The sequence below is a fragment of the Lentzea sp. NPDC004782 genome, assembly GCF_040609115.1.
Lineage (GTDB): Bacteria > Actinomycetota > Actinomycetes > Mycobacteriales > Pseudonocardiaceae > Lentzea.
The window spans coordinates 1-19,755 of record NZ_JBEXJN010000051.1 but is presented as its reverse complement, the minus strand read 5'-3'; the positions used below and the strand labels follow the sequence as shown (position 1 = coordinate 19,755).

The 19,755-nt window shown below is 68.8% G+C and carries 26 protein-coding genes; 13 read left to right on the top strand and 13 right to left on the bottom strand.

The window, feature by feature from the left end:
* Positions 1 to 71: 71 nt before the first annotated feature.
* Positions 72 to 407 carry a UTRA domain-containing protein gene (locus ABZV40_RS35480; RefSeq protein ID WP_355451991.1) on the top strand — a complete coding sequence of 112 codons (336 nt, stop codon included), beginning with the start codon at positions 72 to 74 and terminating at the stop codon, positions 405 to 407.
* A 68-nt stretch (positions 408 to 475) separates the two neighbouring features.
* On the opposite strand, the gene ABZV40_RS35475 is transcribed toward ABZV40_RS35480, so the two are convergent.
* Entirely contained in the window at positions 476 to 877 is a 402-nt protein-coding gene (locus ABZV40_RS35475; protein WP_355451864.1) for a hypothetical protein, read from the bottom strand.
* Positions 878 to 960: 83 nt separating this feature from the next.
* Positions 961 to 1,356 (bottom strand): ATP-binding protein, encoded by a 396-nt coding sequence (locus ABZV40_RS35470; RefSeq protein ID WP_355451862.1) that lies wholly within the window; start codon positions 1,354 to 1,356, stop codon positions 961 to 963.
* 135 nt (positions 1,357 to 1,491) lie between these two features.
* Here ABZV40_RS35470 and ABZV40_RS35465 point away from each other — a divergent pair, with 135 nt between their 5' ends.
* Entirely contained in the window at positions 1,492 to 2,040 is a 549-nt protein-coding gene (locus ABZV40_RS35465; protein ID WP_355451859.1) for a copper resistance CopC family protein, read from the top strand.
* On the opposite strand, the gene ABZV40_RS35460 is transcribed toward ABZV40_RS35465, so the two are convergent.
* The gene (locus ABZV40_RS35460; RefSeq protein ID WP_355451856.1) at positions 1,948 to 3,174 is read right to left on the bottom strand and encodes a DUF6596 domain-containing protein; all 1,227 of its coding nucleotides are present in this window, start codon (positions 3,172 to 3,174) and stop codon (positions 1,948 to 1,950) included. The two genes, ABZV40_RS35465 and ABZV40_RS35460, sit on opposite strands and share 93 nt — an antisense overlap.
* Positions 3,171 to 3,521: a YciI family protein gene (locus tag ABZV40_RS35455; RefSeq protein WP_355451853.1), complete on the bottom strand. Its 351-nt coding sequence runs from the start codon at positions 3,519 to 3,521 to the stop codon at positions 3,171 to 3,173. The genes ABZV40_RS35460 and ABZV40_RS35455 overlap by 4 nt, the downstream gene beginning before the upstream one ends.
* Positions 3,522 to 3,588: 67 nt before the next feature.
* Between ABZV40_RS35455 and ABZV40_RS35450 the strand changes: the two genes are divergently transcribed.
* From ABZV40_RS35450 to ABZV40_RS35440, 3 genes are read left to right on the top strand one after another with little or no spacing between them, the layout of a single operon-like run.
* Positions 3,589 to 4,011: a helix-turn-helix domain-containing protein gene (locus ABZV40_RS35450; RefSeq protein WP_355451850.1), complete on the top strand. Its 423-nt coding sequence runs from the start codon at positions 3,589 to 3,591 to the stop codon at positions 4,009 to 4,011.
* A complete protein-coding gene (locus tag ABZV40_RS35445) occupies positions 4,008 to 4,511 on the top strand; it encodes a hypothetical protein (RefSeq protein WP_355451847.1) in 504 nt (167 codons plus the stop codon). Before ABZV40_RS35450 ends, ABZV40_RS35445 begins: the two co-directional genes overlap by 4 nt.
* On the top strand, positions 4,508 to 5,605 hold the full coding sequence (locus tag ABZV40_RS35440; RefSeq protein WP_355451844.1) for an MAB_1171c family putative transporter: 1,098 nt from the start codon (positions 4,508 to 4,510) through the stop codon (positions 5,603 to 5,605). Before ABZV40_RS35445 ends, ABZV40_RS35440 begins: the two co-directional genes overlap by 4 nt.
* Before the next feature lie 18 nt (positions 5,606 to 5,623).
* On the opposite strand, the gene ABZV40_RS35435 is transcribed toward ABZV40_RS35440, so the two are convergent.
* From ABZV40_RS35435 to ABZV40_RS35415, 5 genes are all read right to left on the bottom strand, one after another.
* Positions 5,624 to 6,112, bottom strand: a complete 489-nt coding sequence (locus tag ABZV40_RS35435; RefSeq protein WP_355451841.1) for an RICIN domain-containing protein — start codon at positions 6,110 to 6,112, stop codon at positions 5,624 to 5,626.
* Between the two features lie 23 nt (positions 6,113 to 6,135).
* Positions 6,136 to 6,525, bottom strand: a complete 390-nt coding sequence (locus tag ABZV40_RS35430; RefSeq protein WP_355451838.1) for an RICIN domain-containing protein — start codon at positions 6,523 to 6,525, stop codon at positions 6,136 to 6,138.
* 516 nt (positions 6,526 to 7,041) lie between these two features.
* Positions 7,042 to 7,335: an HPF/RaiA family ribosome-associated protein gene (locus ABZV40_RS35425; RefSeq protein WP_355451835.1), complete on the bottom strand. Its 294-nt coding sequence runs from the start codon at positions 7,333 to 7,335 to the stop codon at positions 7,042 to 7,044.
* A 144-nt stretch (positions 7,336 to 7,479) separates the two neighbouring features.
* Positions 7,480 to 7,950 carry a redoxin domain-containing protein gene (locus tag ABZV40_RS35420; protein ID WP_355451832.1) on the bottom strand — a complete coding sequence of 157 codons (471 nt, stop codon included), beginning with the start codon at positions 7,948 to 7,950 and terminating at the stop codon, positions 7,480 to 7,482.
* Between the two features lie 8 nt (positions 7,951 to 7,958).
* Positions 7,959 to 8,750, bottom strand: coding sequence for a cytochrome c biogenesis protein CcdA (locus ABZV40_RS35415; protein WP_355451829.1), 792 nt, complete (start codon positions 8,748 to 8,750; stop codon positions 7,959 to 7,961).
* Positions 8,751 to 8,773: 23 nt separating this feature from the next.
* Between ABZV40_RS35415 and ABZV40_RS35410 the strand changes: the two genes are divergently transcribed.
* Positions 8,774 to 9,412, top strand: coding sequence for a DedA family protein (locus tag ABZV40_RS35410; RefSeq protein ID WP_355451826.1), 639 nt, complete (start codon positions 8,774 to 8,776; stop codon positions 9,410 to 9,412).
* A 206-nt stretch (positions 9,413 to 9,618) separates the two neighbouring features.
* Entirely contained in the window at positions 9,619 to 10,137 is a 519-nt protein-coding gene (locus tag ABZV40_RS35405) for a lytic polysaccharide monooxygenase auxiliary activity family 9 protein (protein ID WP_355451823.1), read from the top strand.
* A 1-nt stretch (position 10,138) separates the two neighbouring features.
* Here ABZV40_RS35405 and ABZV40_RS35400 read toward each other — a convergent pair whose 3' ends face one another.
* From ABZV40_RS35400 to ABZV40_RS35385, 4 genes are read right to left on the bottom strand one after another with little or no spacing between them, the layout of a single operon-like run.
* A complete protein-coding gene (locus tag ABZV40_RS35400; protein ID WP_355451820.1) occupies positions 10,139 to 10,546 on the bottom strand; it encodes a DUF1992 domain-containing protein in 408 nt (135 codons plus the stop codon).
* On the bottom strand, positions 10,543 to 11,454 hold the full coding sequence (gene pip, locus ABZV40_RS35395) for a prolyl aminopeptidase (protein WP_355451817.1): 912 nt from the start codon (positions 11,452 to 11,454) through the stop codon (positions 10,543 to 10,545). Before pip ends, ABZV40_RS35400 begins: the two co-directional genes overlap by 4 nt.
* 13 nt (positions 11,455 to 11,467) lie before the next feature.
* Complete coding sequence (locus tag ABZV40_RS35390; RefSeq protein ID WP_355451814.1) at positions 11,468 to 12,433, bottom strand: hypothetical protein; 966 nt, start codon at positions 12,431 to 12,433, stop codon at positions 11,468 to 11,470.
* A 51-nt stretch (positions 12,434 to 12,484) separates the two neighbouring features.
* Complete coding sequence (locus ABZV40_RS35385; RefSeq protein WP_355451812.1) at positions 12,485 to 13,684, bottom strand: MFS transporter; 1,200 nt, start codon at positions 13,682 to 13,684, stop codon at positions 12,485 to 12,487.
* Positions 13,685 to 13,883: 199 nt separating this feature from the next.
* Between ABZV40_RS35385 and ABZV40_RS35380 the strand changes: the two genes are divergently transcribed.
* The 6 genes from ABZV40_RS35380 (at position 13,884) to ABZV40_RS35355 (ending at position 19,548) form a co-directional block, all read left to right on the top strand.
* Positions 13,884 to 14,210 (top strand): hypothetical protein, encoded by a 327-nt coding sequence (locus tag ABZV40_RS35380; protein ID WP_355451809.1) that lies wholly within the window; start codon positions 13,884 to 13,886, stop codon positions 14,208 to 14,210.
* A 103-nt stretch (positions 14,211 to 14,313) separates the two neighbouring features.
* Complete coding sequence (locus tag ABZV40_RS35375; protein WP_355451806.1) at positions 14,314 to 15,381, top strand: PLP-dependent cysteine synthase family protein; 1,068 nt, start codon at positions 14,314 to 14,316, stop codon at positions 15,379 to 15,381.
* On the top strand, positions 15,378 to 16,550 hold the full coding sequence (locus ABZV40_RS35370) for an MFS transporter (RefSeq protein WP_355451803.1): 1,173 nt from the start codon (positions 15,378 to 15,380) through the stop codon (positions 16,548 to 16,550). Before ABZV40_RS35375 ends, ABZV40_RS35370 begins: the two co-directional genes overlap by 4 nt.
* A gap of 75 nt (positions 16,551 to 16,625) precedes the next feature.
* Entirely contained in the window at positions 16,626 to 17,597 is a 972-nt protein-coding gene (locus tag ABZV40_RS35365; RefSeq protein WP_355451800.1) for a C40 family peptidase, read from the top strand.
* 265 nt (positions 17,598 to 17,862) lie between these two features.
* Positions 17,863 to 18,807 (top strand): NlpC/P60 family protein, encoded by a 945-nt coding sequence (locus ABZV40_RS35360; protein ID WP_355451797.1) that lies wholly within the window; start codon positions 17,863 to 17,865, stop codon positions 18,805 to 18,807.
* 171 nt (positions 18,808 to 18,978) lie between these two features.
* Positions 18,979 to 19,548, top strand: coding sequence for a LysM peptidoglycan-binding domain-containing protein (locus ABZV40_RS35355; RefSeq protein WP_355451794.1), 570 nt, complete (start codon positions 18,979 to 18,981; stop codon positions 19,546 to 19,548).
* The last annotated feature ends 207 nt before the right edge of the window (positions 19,549 to 19,755 follow it).

Below are 19,755 nucleotides of genomic sequence, written 5' to 3'. Positions count from 1 at the left end.
CCCGGACGCGCGCGAAGCTCAGTGAGTCGCCAGTTATCGGCCGGAAATAGCTCGTTCGAGGGGACGAACCCATCGGTGTCAGGTCGACGTACCTGCGCGCCTCCCAGTTCCCCGGCCTCGCCGAGGTCTACGACCGCGGTGCGCCGCTGCGGAGGTTCCTCGTGGACAGGTACGCGGTCCGGTTCGGCGAGCTGCACCCGTGGTGCGCGACCACCCTCGCCACGCCGCGCATCGCCGGGATGCTCGACATCAGGCCCGCCACACCGGTCCTGTCGATCGCGTGGATGGCCCACGACGTCCGCGGTGTCCCGATCGAACGGTCGTGGGTCGTCCTGCGGAGCGATCGCGCGCACCTCACGATGCACCTACCGCGAACCGATCACGTCGTGCGCCGGTCGACCGCCTGAGAGCCCTTCATGCCCTCAGCGTGCCACCGGCACGTGGCCGAAGGCCCGTGCTGGGCTGGACCAGGGCCTCATCTGACCGTGGACACGTCCGCCCACACCGTCTTCAGGTCCGGGAACCGGTTGTGCCCCCAGACCTGCGCCAAGCCGTTGACCAGCAACAACCCCCGCTGTCGGCGCCCCAGGAAGCCCATCCGCCCCAGCTGGGGGAACCGGCCTGGTGTCCCGTCGTCGACCTCGACCCGCACCACCTGGCGTTCCGGCAGGTGGAGAACGCGCGCCCGCCGCGGTGGCGCGGCGTGGTGGTAAGCGTTGCTCACGAGCTCCGTGGCCACGACCATCACGTCGACCACGACGTTCTCGTGCATCCCCTGCAGGAGGCGCCGCACCTGTGCCCGCACGTCTGCGAGCGGCAGCATTCCCTCTGGTAGGACGAGGTCCAGTCGTTCGCCGGACCGTCCTGCGATACCCATCAGCGTCTCCCCGCGCCCTGTTGGTTCAAGGCAGGAGGTTCCGTACCCAGCAGCGCGCAGATCGAAACCCACCCAACTGGAATTCACATCTCCCTCGGCAGATCCGCCCAGACCACGGTGCCGCCGTGCGCGCGGTCGACACCCCAGCGATCCGACAGCCGGGCCACCAGCACCAGCCCGTAACCGCGCTGCGGGCTGGACACCTTCCGCAACGGCGGACGGGCGAGGCCGTCATGGGCGATCTCGACCCGGATCCTGCCCGTCTGCACCGCGACCCGCAGGAACGACGGCTCGGACGTGTACCGGTAGGCGTTGCTGACCAGCTCGTTCACCACCAGCAACACGTCGGCGACGCACTCCGGCTGCTCCCCGGTGAGCTCCAGCCGGACCCAGCGCCGGACGGTCGCCAGTGACGGCCGCTGCCTGCCCAGCGGCAGATGTGCCGGCTCACCCGCCCTCGCTGCCCGGTCGCGCGCCAAACCGCTCCTCGTGCCGAAGTTGATCAGGTCGGGCGCGGGTTACCCGACTGCATCGGCCACCAAACCATCACACAACGCGGGTGTGAGGTTTGTCCGTGGCCCGCTTCGAACTGTGCTGACCACTACGCTGCGCGCGTGAGGCGTTACTTCAGCGCGCTCGTGCTGGCACTGCTCGCCGCGACGGCCGTGGCCGTCCCCGCGCAGGCCCACGCCGAGCTCAAGAGCAGCAACCCGGCGTCCGGCGCGACCCTCGACGCCCCGCCCAAGACCGTCGAGCTGACGTTCAGCGACACCGTCAGCCTGCCCGACGGTGACGCGATCACCATCACCGGACCCGACGGCGCGAAGTGGCCGATCAGCCAGGCCCACGCCGTCGACAAGACGATCACGGCGACGGTCGGCGCCGACGCGATCGCACACGCCGGGGCGCACACACTCGCGTGGCGCGCGCAGTCCGACGACGGAGACGTCATCTCCGGCACGCTCACCTTCACGGTGAGCCTGGTGGCGCAGACCTCTTCCGCCGCCTCGACGACCTCATCCGTGACGATGAGCGCGCCGGTGACGAACGCTCCCCCGTCGACCACGCCGTCATCCGGCGGCGTGCCCGCCTGGGTGTGGATCCTGGTGGTCCTGCTCGTGGTCGTGGGCGCGGTCCTGCTGATCCGCCGTCGCAAGACGTAGCCTCCTGCGCAGGAGGTCGCGTTCAGCCGGGTGCTCCGCCAGGTCGAGCGCGGCCTCCAGCGCCGCACGCGGGTCCTCGCCGAGCCGTTGGAGCAGGTCGGCGCGGACGGCGTGGAACAGGTGGTAGCGGCCGAGGTCGAGCGCCTCGACTTCGCGCAGTGCGACTTCCGGTCCTTGCGTTTCGGCGACCGCCACGGCTCGATGCAGTGCCACGACCGGGCTCGGCGTGATCGCCAGCAGCTGGTCGTAGAGCGCCACGACCTGATGCCAGTCGGTGGGCGGATCGCTGTGCACGGCGTTGATGGCGGCCTGGATCTGGTACGGACCCGGCCGGTTCCAGCGCAGGCAGCGGCGCACGATTTCCTGGCCCTCGGCGACCAGGTCCGCGTCCCACCGCCGCGGGTCCTGGTCCTCGAGCAGCACCAGTTCCCCGTCGCGCAGCCGGGCTTCCCGCCGCGAGGCGACCAGCAGCATCAACGCGAGCAGGCCCCACACCTCGGGTTCGTCGGGCATGAGCCCCGCCAGCACCCGGCCGAGCCGGATCGCCTCGGTCTCCAGCTCCTGTCTGCCGAGGTAGCCCTCGTTGAAGATCAGGTAGACGACCGCGAGCACCGCCTTGAGGCGTTCGGGCAGGTCGGCGTCCCGCGGCACCCGGTACGGGATGCGAGCCGCGCGGATCTTGCCCTTGGCCCGCACGATCCGTTGCGCCATCGTCGGTTCCGGCACCAGGAACGCCCTGGCGATCTCGGCCGTGGTGAGCCCGCCGAGGAGCTTGAGCGTGAGCGCGACCCGGGCGGGCAGCGCGAGCGACGGGTGGCAGCAGGTGAAGATCAGCCGCAGCCGGTCGTCGGGCACGTCCTCCACCTCCTCCTCCGGTTCGTGCTGGAGCAACGCGACCTGCGCGTACTTCTCCCTGCCCTTGGTGTCGCGGCGCAGCTTGTCGATGGCGCGGTTGCGGGCGGTCGTGATGATCCAGCCCGCGGGTGCCGGTGGAACGCCCTTCACCGGCCACTGCTCGGCGGCCGTGGTGAAGGCGTCCTGCACCGCCTCCTCGGCGAGGTCCAGGTCGCCGAGGACGCGGGTCAGGACGGACACCGCACGGCCGTACTCGGCCCGGAAGACGTGTTCGATCATGCGAACGCGATCGGCCTCACCTCGACCGACAGCGGGCTCAGCACGGTCGCGAGCCGCCGCCCCCACTCCAGCGCCTCGTCGAGGTCCTCCGCCTGGATGATCGTGAAGCCACCGATGTGCTCCTTGCCCTCGGTGAACGGGCCGTCGGTCATCAGCACGTCGTCGTCCTTGGCCTTGAGCACGGTCGCGGTCGACGGCGGGTGCAGACCGACCGCGAACACCCACGCGCCCTTGGCCCGCATCTCCTCGTTGAGCCGCTCCAGGTTCGCCATGATCGGGTCGAGGACCTCGGGCGGCGGTGCGTCACCATCGGGCTGATAGATGCTGAGCAGGTACTTCTGGGTCATGATGTTCTCCTTTCACCCCTGGTACGAACGCGAAAGGCTCGTTTCGACAGCCGTATAGTGTCGATCTGTGACAGAGCCGGACGAGGGCGCCAGCCGGATCGCCGACAAGCTGAACCACCTCTTCCGCACAGTGCGCCGGGGCGAGGACGAACACAGCAACAAGGCCGTGGCCGAGGCTATCGCCGAGCAGCAGGGCGTGCCGATCTCCCACACCTACATCTGGCAGTTGCGCACGGGCCGGCGCGACAACCCCACCATCGGGCACCTCACCGCGCTCGCGACGTTCTTCGGCGTCCCCGTCGCCTACTTCCTCGACGACGCCGAGAGCGCCAGGATCGACCAGGACCTCGAGCTGCTGTCCGCGATGCGCGAGGCGGGCGTCACCGAGATCGCCCTGCGCACGGCCGACCTCTCCGACGGCAGCAGGGCCGCGGTGTCCGACATGATCAGCCAGCTGTGGCGGCTGGAGCACCCCGGCGCGGACAAGTGAGCCAGGACCGGCTGACCGAGATCGTCGCGCTGCTGGACGTGCCCGACCCGTTCACCGTCGAGGAGCTCGCCCACCGCATCGGCGCCGTCCGCGGCCGCCCGATCGTGCTGCGCGCCGCCGACCTGCCGGCCGACGGCCCGAGCGGCCTGTGGATCGCGACCCGCACCACCGACCACATCCGGTACGCCGCCGGCACGAGCCCGTTGCACCAGGACCACATCGTGCTGCACGAGCTCGGCCACCTGCTGTGCGGCCACTCGGCGCCGCAGCCGGACCCCGACACGATGCTGAAGTTCCTGATGCCTACGCTCGACCCCGCGGTCGTCCGCTCGGTGCTCGGCAGAACCGCCTACAGCGATCCGGAGGAGCGGCAGGCGGAGATGTTCGCGATGCTGGTGCTCGAACGCGCCCACCGGCTCCCGTCCCGGCGCCGCCGCCTGTCGCCGGAGCTCGCCGAGGTGCTGGACCGCGTCGAAGCCGCGCTGGGGGCCCACCGGTGAACCAGACGCTCCTGGTGGCCATCGTCGCGGTCGGCTGGGCCGCCCTGGGCCTCCGCCTGTACCTCCTGTACCGCGGCCGCACCAGCGCCGCGACCGCGTGGATCTGCGCGTCGGTCGCGGCGTTCGCCCTCGCGATCACCCTTCAGATCGCCTTCGTGCACGCCGCACTGGACTCGGTGACCACGCTCAACACCGCGGGCACGCTCTCCAACTGCGCCACGCTTCTCGCCGCTGTGACCGCCCAGTGCGCTCTTCGCAGCACGGTCAATCCCGACGTGGTCGTCCGGCCGCGTCTGTTGTGGACGGTCGCGGCGATCGTGCTGATGCTGGTGCTGTTCTTCACCACGCCGTCGAACTACGCCGCGAAACTCGCGTCCCAGGACGCGCCGGTGCAGATTCCCCTCGTGTCCGCCGCCGCCTTCGTGTTCGTGACCGGCCTCGCCGTGCTGGCCGTGGGCCTGATGCGCACGGCCTGGGCGTACCGGCTGATCGCCGAACGGTTCTCGCTGCGCTACGGCCTGCTGTCGTTCGTGCTCGGCGCGGTCTGCAGCTTCGCGTACGCCGTGCTGCGGCTCACGGACATGCTCACCTACCAGCTGGGCATCGACATCCTGTGGTTGCGGGGAAACCTGCTCGGCAAGCTGTTCGGCCTCACGACCGTCCTGGTGCTCGTCGGCGTCCTGCTGCCCATCGCCGGAGCGCGCCTCGGCCTCGACCACCTGGCCCGCTGGTGGCGGATCAACCGGTGGTACCGCTCGCTCCACCCGCTGTGGAAGGCCCTGCACGACGAGTTTCCCGCTCTGACCCTGGACGTTCCCACCGGCCGCAACGTCTCCTTCCGCCACCCGGAGCACGCGTTGTACCGGCGGATCATCGAGATCTGGGACGGCAGGCTCCGGCTGCGCCCGCACCTCGACCCGTCCGCGGCGCCCGGTGACGGTGCCGCAGAAGCGGCTCTGATCGCGGACGGGTTGCGACGCCGCCGAAACGGCGTCGCGCCCACCGACGGCCGCTCGGCGCCGGACAACCGGCCGGACGACCCCGACGCCGAGCTCGACTGGTTGATCGCGGTCTCGCGGGCACTGCCCCGCTGAGCCCGGACGACGCTCCGGTCAGACGTTGAAGTGCCTCCACTGCTGGCTCTTGTTGCCGTTGACGCACGGATAGAGAGTGATCGGGGTTCCGTCGTTGTAGGAGGTCAGGTCCATGCACATGTTCACGGCCATCGCGGGCATGATCGTGCCGTCACTACCGGCGGCCCACACCTGGCTCAGGTGGGTGCTGTCGCAAGGTCGCAGGTGCACCACGGCACCGGGTTGGTAGGAGCTGACGTCGAGGCACTGGTCCGCTCCGTAGCTGCGGATCCTGCTGCCGTTGTCGTCGTAGAACTTCTGGCTTTCGCGACCGTAGTGGCACCGGTACAGCGTGAGCGGCGTCCCGGACGCGTAGGACGAGAGGTCCCAGCACCCGTTGACACTGCCGACGTTGTACGTCGTGTAGTTCCCGGCCGCGGCGGCCTCGCTGGTACCGCTCAACCCGACCATCGCGACGATCGCCGCCGCGATCGCGATCCCTTGTGAAACACAGCTTCTGACACGCAAGTGGGCGCCCTTCTCCCGATTTGTCACGTCAGGGCCTGCCACTTCTGGCTGCGCTGGGAGCCGCACCACTCCAGGGTCAACGGCGTTCCGTTGTTGTAGGAACGCAGATCCATGCACAGGCTGGCATTGCCCAGGCTGTAGATGGTGTCGTCGTCGGCGTGACGCCACTTCTGACTGGTGCCCCCGTGGCAGACCTCCATGTGCACCACCGCACCGACGGTGTAGGAGCTGACATCCATGCAGAGACGCGAGATCTTGCTGCGGAACGAGTTGTCGCCGTACTCGAACACCTGACTGTCGACCGAACCGTTGCACTTGTACAACGTCACCGGAGTACCCGCGGCATAGGACGTGAGGTCCATGCACCCGTTGACACTGCCGACGTTGACCAGCTGGACCAGAGTTCCAGCCATGATCTTGCTCCTGGCGGCCGCGTTACCGGTTCCGGTCAACCCGGTGAGCGCGGAAGCGACCACCGCCAGAACCGCGAATCCCCGTAGGACAAGGCTTCTTGAGCGCATGCTTCAACGTCTCCCAGACCTGTTTGGCGAATGACCACAGGCGGAGCCCCCAGTGTCGCTCCCCCATCGCGCGGCTCCCCAACCGCACACGGGAAGCCTCTCGTGAGCACCCGGACACTGTCAACCTCAGTTTGGATCTTCTGCCGGAGTGTTCAACTTCAGCTACGTCCCAGGCGGCCTCGTGCACATTGCCACGGCGACGACGGCAGTGCTGGTGCCGCCCACCCCCAGGTTGCGCGGCACCAGCACAGCGCCGCACGAGCCTGTCGCAACAGCCGCCACATGTCAACTTCAGCTTCCCAATGACGAATGAGACATAAACCTCAGCTGTAGCGAGCACTGGAAAGAGAGCGCGGTGAACCCACCACCCGTCCGCAGCCAGGTGGTGGGGTCCCGGTCAACCGAGGTTCAGTTGTGCGCGGGCACGCAGCTGTTCATCGAGACGAGCTGACGTTTCATGCGTTCCCGCAGCAGATCGATCACCTCGGTGACCGTGTCCGCCTCCGCGTACGCCTGCACCTCGACCCACTTCAGGTCGAGCCGGGCGTGGGCGTGGATGACGGACTTGTCCGAAGTCAGGTTGACCCAGGCGAAGTCGACCCGGTCGGGCGCGTACCGGTCCAGCGAGCCGATCCGCGCCGACGCGTAGTCCCTGGCCTGCTCCGGAATCGCGTCCGCGAGCGAGACCTGGATGTAGTCCATCGACACCTGCCTCCTCAAGACCACGCGACAACGCCGCGTGGCCAGTCCGACGATACGAATCCGATCGCAACGCCGAACCAGGCGTTGGTCCCGACAGCGCAGGGTCTTTCTACTGAGATGGTGCAGTTGTGCGCGCTAGTGATGTCACTGGACCAAAGCGGACAGACGCTGGTCGAGCTGTTCCTCGGTCGGTGAGCCGGTGAGCAGCTCGAAGGTGCCGTCCTTGCGGACGAACGCGAACGTCGGCTGGGCGGTCACGCCGAACCGCTTCCACACCGCCCCGTCGAGGTCCGCCAGGTGCGGGAAGGCGGTCATCCTGTGGTCGGACACGAACTTCTTCATCGCGTCGAGCTTGTCCTCGGCCGCGACGCCGACGAACTCCACCTTGTCGTGCCGCTTGGCGATGCCGTCGACGGTCTCCGCCTCGGCGTTGCACGACGGGCACCACGGCGTCCAGAACCACAGCACGGCGGGCTGACCGACGATCTTGTCACCGCGGAACTCCGCTCCCTCCAGCGTCTTCGCGGTGAACTGGAACTTCTCCGGGGTGGGCGCCTTCCCCGCGCACCCCGTGAGCAGCAGCACGACTCCCAGCAGTACTCCGAGGATGCGCATCGGGCTCCTCACCTCCTGTCTGGGCGTACGGCCTTGCGCCTCCTCCGGTTCAGCCACCACGCGCCCGCGAGCACCAGGACGACCGCGAACGGCCACGGCCCGAGCGCGCCGACGATCTCGGCCAGCCGGTTCTGGAACCAGCCGGCCGCGCCCACGACCGGGTCGACCGCACTGCCGCCGGCCAGGAACAACCGCAGCTCGTAGACGCCGTAGTAGGTCACGTACGCACCCATCACGACGAGCACCACACCGCCGATGCGCCCGACGTGCGGCAGAAGCTTCCTGATGCGCGGTGCGAGCAGAGAGCCGGCCACGGCCAGTGCGGTGACCACGAGACCCATGCCCAGCGCGTAAGCGACGAACGCGATGAAACCCGACTCCAGCGACGCACCGACGAGCACCAGGAACGGGCCGATCGTGCACGAGAGAGACGCGATGGCGAACGCGATGCCGTAGCCGTACATCGACCAAAGGCTCTTCGGCGCGGCCTGCACCTTCGGCAACCGCAGGTAGAGCTCGCGGCCGAGCAGCAGGAGCACACCGATGGCGAGCATGGCGAGCCCGATCACGACCGTCACGAACGGCAGGTAGCGCTTGAGGGTCGTGGCGATCGGCGTCAGGACGAGTCCGAACAGCCCGAAGAACGTGACAAAACCGGCAGTCATCACCAAACCAGACGAAACGGCGCGCCCGGTGTTGTCCCGCGCGATGAGTGCCAGATACGCAGGCAGCATCGCGAACCCGCACGGGTTGACCGTGGCGAGCATTCCGGCGAGGACCGCTAATGCGATGTCGTTCACGGCGGCGACGGTAGTGTTGAGAGGTGCCGATCCAACAGTGGCTCGAAGCCATCCCACCTCTGCTCGTGTACGTGATCGTCGGCCTGGTGATCGGCATCGAGTCGCTCGGGATCCCGCTGCCGGGTGAGATCGTGCTGGTCACGTCCGCGCTGCTGGCCTCGCAGCACGCGGAGCTCAGTCCGTTGTGGATCGGCGTGTGGGCGAGCGCGGGCGCCATCATCGGCGACAACTTCGGCTATCTCATCGGCCGGCGCGGCGGGCCGCGGCTGTTCGCCTGGATGGGCGAGAAATTCCCCAAGCACTTCGGCGAAACACAGCTGAGCCACGCCCGGCGGGTCTTCCAGAAACGCGGCGCGTGGGCGGTGTTCTTCGGCCGTTTCGTGGCGCTGCTGCGGATCCTCGCCGGACCGCTGGCGGGCTCGCTGCACATGAACTACGGCAAGTTCCTGGTCGCCAACGCTCTCGGCGGCATCGTGTGGGCGGGCGGCACGACGGCGGCCGTCTACTACCTCGGCGTGGTCGCCGAGAAGTGGCTGAAGGGCTTCTCCTACGCGGGCCTGGCGATCGCCGTCGCGGTCGGTGTCGCGGGCATCTTCGTGATGAAGAGGCGGTTGGCCAAGAGCGGGGAGAAGGCCGACGAGGACGAGATCACCCTCGCCTGAGCCGGGAACGCCTCGACCGTGAGCGCGGCAGCGGGCCTGACAGCCTGAATGCCGCGCTCAACGCTGCCGACCCCGGCGGCTCCAATCCCGACAAATAAGCCAGACACACCTTGTGGCTCCCCGATTACGCGCGGTATGGTCTAGACCTTCACCGCCGCCGCGATGTCAGCGCACCTACGCAACAACATCAAGGCAAAGGAAGTCACATGAAGAATCGACCCAGGCTTGCTGCCGCTGTGGCAGGCGTTCTGGCGGCTCCGTTGGTCCTCGTGGCTCTCCCGACCGGTACGGCGTTCGCGCACGGGTACGTGTCGTCGCCTCCCAGCCGTCAGGCCCAGTGCGCCAACGGCACCTTCAAGGACTGCGGAGCCATCCAGTACGAACCGCAGTCGGTCGAGGGCCCGAAGGGCCTGAAGAGCTGCAACGCCAACCTGTCGCAGTTCGCCGTGCTCAACAACGACAACAAGGGCTGGAAGGTCACCAGCACCGGGCGCTCCGTGACGTTCCACTGGACGTTCACCGCCCGCCACCGCACCCGCGACTACGACTACTTCGTCGACGGCCGCAAGGTCGCGAACTTCAGCGGCAACAACCAGCAGCCGCCGGCCACCGTGTCGCACACGGTCAACGTGGGATCCGCGGGCAGGCACAAAGTCCTGGCCGTCTGGAACATCGCCGACACCTCGAACGCGTTCTACTCCTGCATCGACATCAACGCGAGCTGAGCTAGTCGGCGCGTGAGGTCCCCTTCCGCTCACGCACCAGCTTCTCGACGTCGAACGGCATGAGGTTCAACGGCGGGCCGGACAACGGTTTCCGCAACGCGTCGAGGATCTTCGCGTTCATCTCCTCGATGATCGCGCGGGCCTCGTCGTCGGTCCCGGCCGCCAGGGCGCGCGCCTTGGCGGTCTCGGCCTGCTTGCGCAGGACCAGGGAAGGGGGCAGCCCTGCAGTGCCCTCTTCCTCCCGCACCTTCTTCTTGAGCCACCAGTCCTCCTCCAGCGGCTCGCCCGCACCGGGCAGCGGTTTGCCGGCGCTGGGCAGGTCGTCGAACTCGCCGCGCTCCTCGGCTTCGCGGATCTGCCTGTCGATCCACGACTCGAAGCCCATGCCGGGCGGTTTCCGTTGCGTCACGGGGAGAACCTCCTGACCGCGGCCTGCACCGCCTCCGCGAACGCGGGACTGCCCTTGTGGCCGCTGTCGTCCACCAGGGTCAGTTCGGCGTCCGGCCACGCCTGCGCGAGCCGCCACGCCGTGTCGGCCGGGCAGCTCATGTCGCGCCGGCCGTGGATCAACGCCGCCGGGATGCCCGCGAGCTTGCCCGCGTCACCGAGCAGATCCCCGACGAACCCGAGGTTCGCGTAGTAGTGCGCGCAGATCCGCACGAACGCGATGAGGTCGTCCGACGCCCTGTCGCTGAACATGTCCGGTGTGCCGAAGTCCTCGAACGAGAGAACCGTGTCCTCCCACCGCGCCCACTCGATCGCGGCCTGCTCGCGCGCCGCGGGATCCTCCATCAGGTCGGCGTAGGCGCGCACCACGTCCGGCGCGTTGCCGGCATGCGCGCTGTACCGGGCCCACGCCTCCGGGAAGAACCGGGAAACGCCCTGGTACAGCCAGTCCAGCTCGCGCCGGGACGCCGTCGTGATCGCGATCAGGATCATCTCGGTGACGCGCTCGGGGTGCCGTTGCGCGTAGGCGAGCGCGAGCGTCGTGCCCCAGGAACCGCCGTACACCAGCCACTTCTCGATGCCGAGGTGCTCGCGGAGCTGCTCGATGTCGGAGATCAGGTGGTCGGTGGTGTTCACGCTCATGTCCGCGGCCGGGTCGCTCGCGTGCGGCGTGCTCAGGCCGCAGCCGCGTTGGTGGAAGACCACGGCCTTGAACTTCCGCAGGTCGAACGACTTGCCCGCGTTCTTCGCCGGAGCGCCGGGCCCGCCGTGCAGGTGCACGGCGGGCTTGCCGTCGGGGTTGCCGACGATCTTCCAATAGACCTGGTTGCCGTCGCCGACGTCCAGCATCCCCTGGGCAGGAGGCTCCATGACCCCAGAATAGCTAGATCGTCAGGAGCTTCCAGTTCAGTCCGGCGTCATCGGACCGGTAGACCTCGGCGAACTCCTGACCGGGCCCACCGCGCACCAGCGTGGCGTGCCGGGCGTCGGAGAACGCCAGGTCCTCGAACGCCGGACCGCCGAGCGTGAGCGGCGTGGTCCACTTGTCGCCGGGACCCCGGTGCACGAACGACCAGTCGCGTCCGGTCGCGGCCACGAGCGCCGCTTCCTGCGAGATCGCGAAGCCCGTCGTGATGCCCTCGCGCGGCGGCACGCTGACGGTCTTGAACACACCGTCCACGGCCTTGCGCAGCTCCTTCGTCATGTTCCCGAAGCCGGGATCGAAGCTGCACAGGGCGTAGCGGTCGGTGCCGACCGTGCCGAGCCGGGTGGCCGAGAAGACGTCACACGGCGCGGTCTCCTCCTGCCAGCCCGCCGGAGACCGGGTCCAGTACCGGTTCTCCTGCCCGAACGTCGCGAGCGACACCTGGCCGTCGGCGATGGCACCGAAGGCCTGGCCCTTCACCTCGACGCCCGGCACCGGCTGCCACGAGCCGAACCACAGCTCGCGGTGGAACAGCCGCGACGACGTGCCGTCGTAGATCACCGCGAGGAACCCGGAGTTGTCGAACCCCAGCGCCCCCGCGGTTCCCTTGATGCCGGACGGTTCCCAGCGGGTGCCGCCGTTGCTGGTGACGAACAGCTGCTCGCCGTCGGTCACCATGCCCGCGGCGTCGTTCGCGAAGAGCACCCGCAGCCGGTCGGTCTCCGGCACCGACAGCGGCGGCGTCTTCACCCGAGTCCACGACGCGCCGCCGTCGAGCGTGCGGACGAGCTGCACGCACTTCGCGGTCGGGCACACCGTGTCGACGCCCAGCACCCAGCCGCGGTCAGCCGACACCCACGACGTCGACGCGGGTACCACCCCGGTGCTCGCGTGCGCGACCGACGCCGCCGCCGCGGTCAACAACAGTGAAATTGCAAGGACAGCAATGCGTTTCCCCCACATCGCCTTCTCCCCTCAAGAGGCTGATTCCCACTCAACACCTCTTGCCCGTGAAGCGGCAACCACCCAGACCGCCACCAGCACGCCCGCGCCGCCGCCGAGAACGAACGTCAGCCGCGGCCCGGCCGCGTCCAGCAGCAGACCACCACCGATGTACGAAACCGCTGCGGCGACACCGATCCCGCCGTAGAAGTTGCCGAACACCCTGCCTGTTCGATCACCGGGCACGAGCCGCTGGATCAGCGTGCTGTGCGCGACGTCCATCGCCGCGATGCCCAGCCCGCGCACGACCTGCAGCGCGAACGCCGACGCGACGCCCCACGCCAGACCGGTGAACAGGTTGCCCGCACTGCTGATCGCGAAGCCGGTGACGAGCAACGCGACCATGCTCAGCCGCGAAGACCCCTTGGCCAGCAAGGCATATCCGGTCAGCAGACCAATGCCCACCGCGCCGAGGACCACACCGGCCACCCTCTCCGGCGCGCCGAACACCACGACGGTCAGCTGCAGCACCGCCACGTCGTCGATCGCCGTGCACGCCACGACCCCGCAGAAGCCGAGGAAGACGATCCGCAACGCCCTGTTGCGCCAGATCTCCCCCAGACCTTGCCTGGCGTCGGCGAAAACGGACTCGCCGGGCACCGACGGCACCACGAGTCTCGGCAGCCGCAGCAACAACAACGCGGACGCTGCGAACGAAACGGCGTCCACGAGCAGAACTCCGCGGGTGTCCAGGAAAGTCAGCAGTGCGGCGGCGAGGAACGGCCCGATCACGTCGGCGCTGTTGGTGCCGAGGCCCAGCGCGGTGTTCGCCTGCCCGAGGTCCTTCTCGGCCACCAGGCTCGGCACGGCGGCCCGTGACGCGGGGATGAAGATCTGCCCCAGCACCGCGCGGATGCCGACCAGCGCGAGCAGGACCGGCAACGGCGGCAGGGTGAACGCGATGACCGCCAGCAGGACGCCCTGCGCCACCTCGCAGGCGATCATGACCGTACGCCGGTCGAACCGGTCGCTGATCACGCCCGTCAGCGGGCTCAGCAGTGACGGCGCGAAGTCGCCCACGAGCAGCAGTGCGGCCACCGCGACGGCTTTTCCCAGCACGGACTGCACGTGCAGCATCAGCGTGACCAGGCTGAGCGCGTCCCCCACGACAGAAACGACCCGTGCGGTGCTGAGCACGCGCAACGGGCCGTTCTCCTTCAGAAGCGTCAGCACGCGGTCATCGTGCCAACACCTGTTCGAACTGGTCAGCCAATTTGTTCATGATCTTGGCGTAGGAGGCAAGCAGCAGAACCACGGCGACTGCCTCGCACACCGTCCACCTCCGAGATCAGGCTTACCTAACCCAGCAAAGGACCTTTACAAGATCGCGCACACCGGTAGTTTGGTAACCGTGCGGAATCAACTGACGACAGTGCGTCGAATCGCTGTCGTCGTCGCACTGGCGCTCGTCGCGGTGTTCGTGCTGTATCCGGCGTGCCAGGCCGAGACCGCGCACCACGGTGCGTACGTGCCGGGCATCTCCGGGGAGTTCTGCCACCACGGCGACGCCCACCACCTGACCGCCGCCTCACCCGCCGAGGCCGCCGTTCAGACCGGCGCCACCTTCCTCGCCGTGCCGGACGCCCACGGCGAGCCCGCCGCGCGTCCCGCCGCCACAGGACCGTCGTGTCTCAGGCGCTCCGAGCCGTCCAGCTCGGGGCGCGCACTGCTGCTCGATCTCGGCATATCCCGGACGTAGACCGGCCCGTTCCGCGCGCCACGACAGGACTTCCCGTGGTCCTGCCGTCGCTGTCGCGCGCCTTCCGAACCGGCCCGTCCCCATCTCTTCTGAGGGAATCTCCATGTCTGTTCCCGTTCTGGACCGCAACACGCCCGCAGGGATCGTCGGCAACACGCCCGTGCTGTGGATCGACGAGCTCTCCCGCACGTCCAAGTCCGGTTTCTGGGCGAAGCTCGAATGCGCCAACCCCGGCGGCGGCATGAAGGACCGCGCCGCCCTGCACATGATCGGCCGCGCGCTGGAGCGCGGTGATCTGCGCCCGGACGGTCACGTCGTCGAGTCGACCAGCGGCACGCTCGGCCTCGGGCTGGCGCTCGCCGGGGTCGTGCACGGCATTCCGGTCACGTTGGTGACCGATCCCGGCCTGGAGCCGATCATCCGGCGGATGCTCCGCGCCTACGGGGCCACCGTGGATCTCGTCGAAAGCCCGCACCCGACCGGCGGCTGGCAGGAGGCGCGGCGCGCGCGGGTGGCCGAGCTGCTGTCCACGGTGCCGGGCGCCTACTGCCCCGACCAGTACAACAACCCGGACAACGTGGCCGGGTACGCGCCGCTGGCCGACGAGCTGGCCGCGCAGCTCGGGCGCGTCGACGTGCTGGTGTGCGCGGTGGGCACCGGTGGCCACTCCGCCGGGGTGGCTTCGGCGCTGCGCAAGCACTTCCCGTCGTTGCGACTGGTCGGCGTCGACACGATCGGGTCGACGATCTTCGGCCAGCCCGCGCGGACCCGGCTGATGCGCGGGCTCGGGTCGAGCATCTTCCCGCGCAACGTCGACTACCCGGCGTTCGACCAGGTGCACTGGGTGAACCCCGGTGAGGCCGTGTGGGCGTGCCGGACGCTGGCGTCGCGGCACTACGCGAGCGGTGGCTGGAGCGTCGGCGCGGTCGCCCTGGTGGCGTCCTGGCTGGCGCGGACCTGCGTGGCCGGCACGAGGATCGCCGCGGTCTTCCCGGACGGGCCGCAGCGCTACTTCGACACCGTGTTCAGCGACGAGTACTGCGCCGCGCACGCCTTACTCGACGTCGTCCCGGCCGCCGACCCGCTGGAGATCTCCTCACCGGGAGAGCGGGAAGTGCTGTCCTGGACCATGTGCCGGTCCGTTGTGGACCCGCTGGCGGTGACCGCGTGATCACGCAGTTCCGCTCGTTCGACCGAAGCGTGCAGTTGTTGCTGCTCAACCAGTTCAGCATCAACGTCGGCTTCTACATGCTGATGCCGTACCTGGCCGCGCACCTGTCGGTGACGCTGGCGCTCGCCGGGTGGGCGGTCGGACTCGTCCTGGGGGTGCGGAACTTCGCGCAGCAGGGCATGTTCCTGATCGGTGGCACGCTGGCGGATCGCCTGGGGTACAAGCCGTTGATCGTGGCGGGCTGTGCGTTGCGGACCGGCGGGTTCGCGTTGCTCGGGCTCGTGGACGGGCTGCCGGCGCTGGTGATCGCGTCGGCGGCGACCGGGTTCGCCGGGGCGTTGTTCAACCCGGCCGTGCGCGCTTACGTTGCCGCGGATGCTGGTCCACGGCGCGTGGAGGCGTTCGCGTTGTTCAACATCTTCTACCAGACCGGAATTCTGGTGGGGCCGTTGATCGGGCTCGCGCTGACCGCGGTGGACTTCCGGCTCACGTGCCTGGTCGCGGCCGGTGTCTTCCTGGTGCTGACGGTGCTGCAGTGGCGGTCGTTGCCCGCGCGGGCCGGCACGTCCTCGGGCGACTCGGTGCTCGCCGACTGGCGGCTGGCGTGCTCCAACCGGCGGTTCGTGCTGTTCGCGGCGGCGATGACCGGGTCGTACGTGCTGTCGTTCCAGGTCTACCTGGCGCTGCCGCTGGCCTCCGGCTCGACGGTGCTGACGGCAGTGCTGTTCGCCGTGTCGGGCGTGCTGGCGGTCGTCGGCCAGCTGCGGGTCACGGCGTGGGCCCGCGCGCGGTTGGGTCCGGACCGGTCGTTGACGATCGGCGTGCTGGTCCTCGGCCTCGCGTTCCTGCCCGCCGTCCTCGGCGGCTGGACCGGGTTGATCCTGTGCGCGGCGCTGCTCGCGCTCGGGACGATGGTGGTGTTCCCGTTCGAGATGGACAAGATCGTCTCGTTGTCCGGTGACCGGCTCGTGGCCACGCATTACGGCCTCTACAACACGGTCGTGGGCGTCGGGATCCTGCTCGGCAACCTGCTCACCGGAATCGCGTTCGACGCCGCTGCGCGCGCGGGTGTGCCATGGGCGCCGTGGCTCGCTCTCACGTCAGTGGGACTCGGGTGCGCGTGGGCGTTGAAGAAGCTGTCGACCGCCGTGCTGGCGACCACCGCCTGACCGGGAACTGAACCCGGTCGGCCGTTCGGCCGTAGGCCTCCTCAGAAGTCCGACTACGACTGCTGAGGAGGCCGCGTGCCCGGCCGACGTGCTGCAAGGACCACCGCTCTGGCCGCCGTGATCGCCGCGACAGTGGTGTCGCTGCCGTCGGCGCACGCGCAACCGGCCGAGGACGCCCTCAAGACGTACAACGACCTGACGCAGCAGGCCGAGAAGCTCACCCAGGACCACCTCAAGGCCACCGGTGACCTCGCGAAGGCCAACGCGATCGTGGGCATCGCGACGGAGGCGGAGAAGAAGGCGCTGGCCGAGTCCGAGCAGTACCGCGGCCAGGTCGACGTGCTCACCACGGCGTCGTTCGAGGGCGCCCGGCTCAACAACCTGTCGGCGTTCCTGACGTCGACGTCCCAGCAGGACTTCCTGGAGCGGATGCAGGCGATGAACATCATCGCCGCCGACCAGAACGCCGCTGTCACGCGCATGAACGCCACGTTGAACGCCGCCAGGAAGGCGCGGGCCGACGCCACGGCCGCGGCCGCCGCGGCGGAGAAGCTGGTCAAGGACGTGACGGTCCGCAAGGCGGCGATGGACGAGCAGGTGACGGCCGCGCGCACCAAGTACCAGTCGTTGTCGGCACCGCAGAGGCAGACCTTGGCGGCGTCCGGTCCCAAGGTGACCGTCGCGGCGCCGGCGGGAGCGGCGGGAGCGGCGCTGACCTTCGCCCTGAACCAGCAGGGCAAGCCTTATGTGTTCGGTTCGAACGGACCCGACTCGTGGGACTGCTCGTCGCTGGTGCAGGCCGCCTACCGGTCCGCGGGCGTGAGCATCCCGCGCGTCACCTACGACCAGGCGAAGATCGGCCGGGCGGTGAGCCGCGCCGAGGTCGCGCCAGGCGACCTGATCATCTACTACTCGGGTCAGTCGCACGTGGCGATGGCCGTGGACAGCGTCCGCGCGGTGCACGCGTCCACCGAGGGCGTGCCGGTGAAAGTTGCGAACATCGACTCGATCGGCCCCATTTCGGTGATTCGCCGGGTCGTCGGGTGACGCTTCTCTCCCACCCCCCGATAAACCGATGTAGACGACTGTGAGAGCGTGCTGGCGAGTGAACTGTTGAGGACCCGGTGGTAGACGAACAGAAGGCCGTTCCGTAACCTGTCCGAGACCTTCGGCCCAGCAGTTAACCCACTCGGGGCAGACGCCAAGGTTGCCGCCTCACGCGCAGTAGTTCTCGCGGGGGCGGCTGCCAGGACAAAGGAGGACCCGCGACGTGGTGTCGCAACCCTCACGCCGTACCGCGCGTGGAGCGCTCGTGGCGACCGCTGCTGTCGTAGCCGCGGCTCTCCCCACGGCTCCGGCCACCGCACAGCCTTCGGCCGCCGACGCGCTCAAGAAGTACAACGAGCTCTCCGAGCAGGCCTCCAAGCTCAACCAGGACCACCTCAAGGCCCAGGACGACCTGAAGGCCAAGCAGGCGGAACTGGACAAGGCCAAGAGCGACCTCGCCACCGCCCAGAAGGCCGAGGAGTCCCTCCGCGGCCAGGTCGACGTCATCACCGAGTCGACGTTCGAGGGCGCGCGCTTCAACCAGATCTCGGCGCTGCTCGTGAGCGACTCGCAGCAGGACTTCCTCAACCGCATGTCGGCCATCAACATCCTCGCGGCCGACAACGCGGAGGCGATGAAGAAGCTCACGGACGCGGTCAACGCGGCGGACAACGCCACGAAGACGGCCAACGAGGCCACCGAGGCCTCGAAGAAGCTGCTCGCCGAGATCGAGCAGAAGAAGGCCGACCTCGACAAGCAGCTCGCCGAGGCGCAGAACCAGTACCGGTCGCTGAGCCAGTCCGTGCGCAACCAGCTGGCCAACTCCGGCGACATGTCGAACATCTCGGTGCCGCCGGGCACCGCGGGCAAGGCGCTCGAGTTCGCCCTGCAGCAGCGCGGCAAGCCCTACGTCTACGGCTCGAACGGTCCGGACACCTGGGACTGCTCGTCGCTGATCCAGGCCTCGTACCGCTACGCGGGCGTGACCATCGGCCGCACCAGCTACGCGCAGGCCACCGCCGGACGCCCGGTCAGCCGCAGCGAGGTCAAGGCCGGCGACATCATCGTGTACTACTCCAGCCAGTCCCACGTGGCGATGGCGGTGGACGGCATCCGTGCCGTGCACGCGTCGACCGAGGGCGTGCCGGTGAAGATCGCCGACATCGACTCGATCGGCCCGATCAGCACCATCCGCCGCATCGAGGGCTGACAGCGCTTTTCGTTCGCGCCCCCTTCCCGCAGTTGCCGGGAAGGGGGCGCTTTCGCTTTCACTCCAGTGGGTGCACGTGCCGCCGTGGCCGGGCGAGGTGCGCCGCCGTTGGCTAGGTTCCGGTTCGGGCACCGCCGGTTCCGGCGGTCAACGTCCGAAGTGGAGCGTTCATTGGACACCTTGGAAGCCGGGCAGGAACTCACCCGCGGCCAGCAGCTCACCAGCGCGAACGGCTACATGCTGACCCTCCAGTCCGACGGCAACCTCGTTCTCTCGGAGAACACCGGCACGGTCTGGGCGAGCGGCACCGACGGCAAGGGCGCCGTCCGGGCCGCGCTGCAGGACGACGGCAACTTCGTGCTCTACTCGAGCGACAACAACGCGGTCTGGGCCACCAACACCGCGGGCAACGCAGGCTCGCGCCTGGTCCTGCAGAACGACCGCAACCTCGTCGTCATCGGCGGTGACGGCAGCCCGAAGTGGGCCAGCAACACCAACACCGACAGCCCGCAGGCCGCCCCGGAAGCCGCAGCCCCCGCCCCCGCCCCCGCTCCGGCTCCGGTCGAGGAGGCACCTGCCGCGCCGGCCGTGCAGACCTACACCGTGCAGGGCGGCGACACGCTGTGGGCGATCGCCGAGCGCTACTACGGCGACGGCAACCGGTACGGCGAGATCGCGTCGGCGAGCGGCATCTCCAACCCGGACCTCATCCACCCCGGCCAGGTGCTGACGATCCCCTGACCTGCGGCGCTGGTCATCTGGATGTGGAACGGCCCGGACTTCTCCACGGAGGGGTCCGGGCCGTTCCTCGCGTTGGTGACCGGGTTGGGACGGATGACGAGACGGGTCGATTCACCTCGCACCCAAAGTCAAGCCCCAATCGCAGTCGTGCGTGGTTGCGCTGGCACCGCCGATTTCCGGCATTACCGCTTACCGGGTCGGCATCAG

Bases quoted from the DNA above. Each gene is read 5' to 3' on its own strand.
- ABZV40_RS35425 (WP_355451835.1), bottom strand. From the start codon at position 7,335: ATGGACTACATCCAGGTCTCGCTCGCGGACGCGATTCCGGAGCAGGCC.
- ABZV40_RS35405 (WP_355451823.1), top strand. From the start codon at position 9,619: ATGAAGAATCGACCCAGGCTTGCTGCCGCTGTGGCAGGCGTTCTGGCG.
- ABZV40_RS35430 (WP_355451838.1), bottom strand. From the start codon at position 6,525: ATGGCTGGAACTCTGGTCCAGCTGGTCAACGTCGGCAGTGTCAACGGG.
- pip (WP_355451817.1), bottom strand. From the start codon at position 11,454: ATGGAGCCTCCTGCCCAGGGGATGCTGGACGTCGGCGACGGCAACCAG.
- ABZV40_RS35420 (WP_355451832.1), bottom strand. From the start codon at position 7,950: ATGCGCATCCTCGGAGTACTGCTGGGAGTCGTGCTGCTGCTCACGGGG.
- ABZV40_RS35475 (WP_355451864.1), bottom strand. From the start codon at position 877: ATGGGTATCGCAGGACGGTCCGGCGAACGACTGGACCTCGTCCTACCA.
- ABZV40_RS35375 (WP_355451806.1), top strand. From the start codon at position 14,314: ATGTCTGTTCCCGTTCTGGACCGCAACACGCCCGCAGGGATCGTCGGC.
- ABZV40_RS35455 (WP_355451853.1), bottom strand. From the start codon at position 3,521: ATGACCCAGAAGTACCTGCTCAGCATCTATCAGCCCGATGGTGACGCA.
- ABZV40_RS35460 (WP_355451856.1), bottom strand. From the start codon at position 3,174: ATGATCGAACACGTCTTCCGGGCCGAGTACGGCCGTGCGGTGTCCGTC.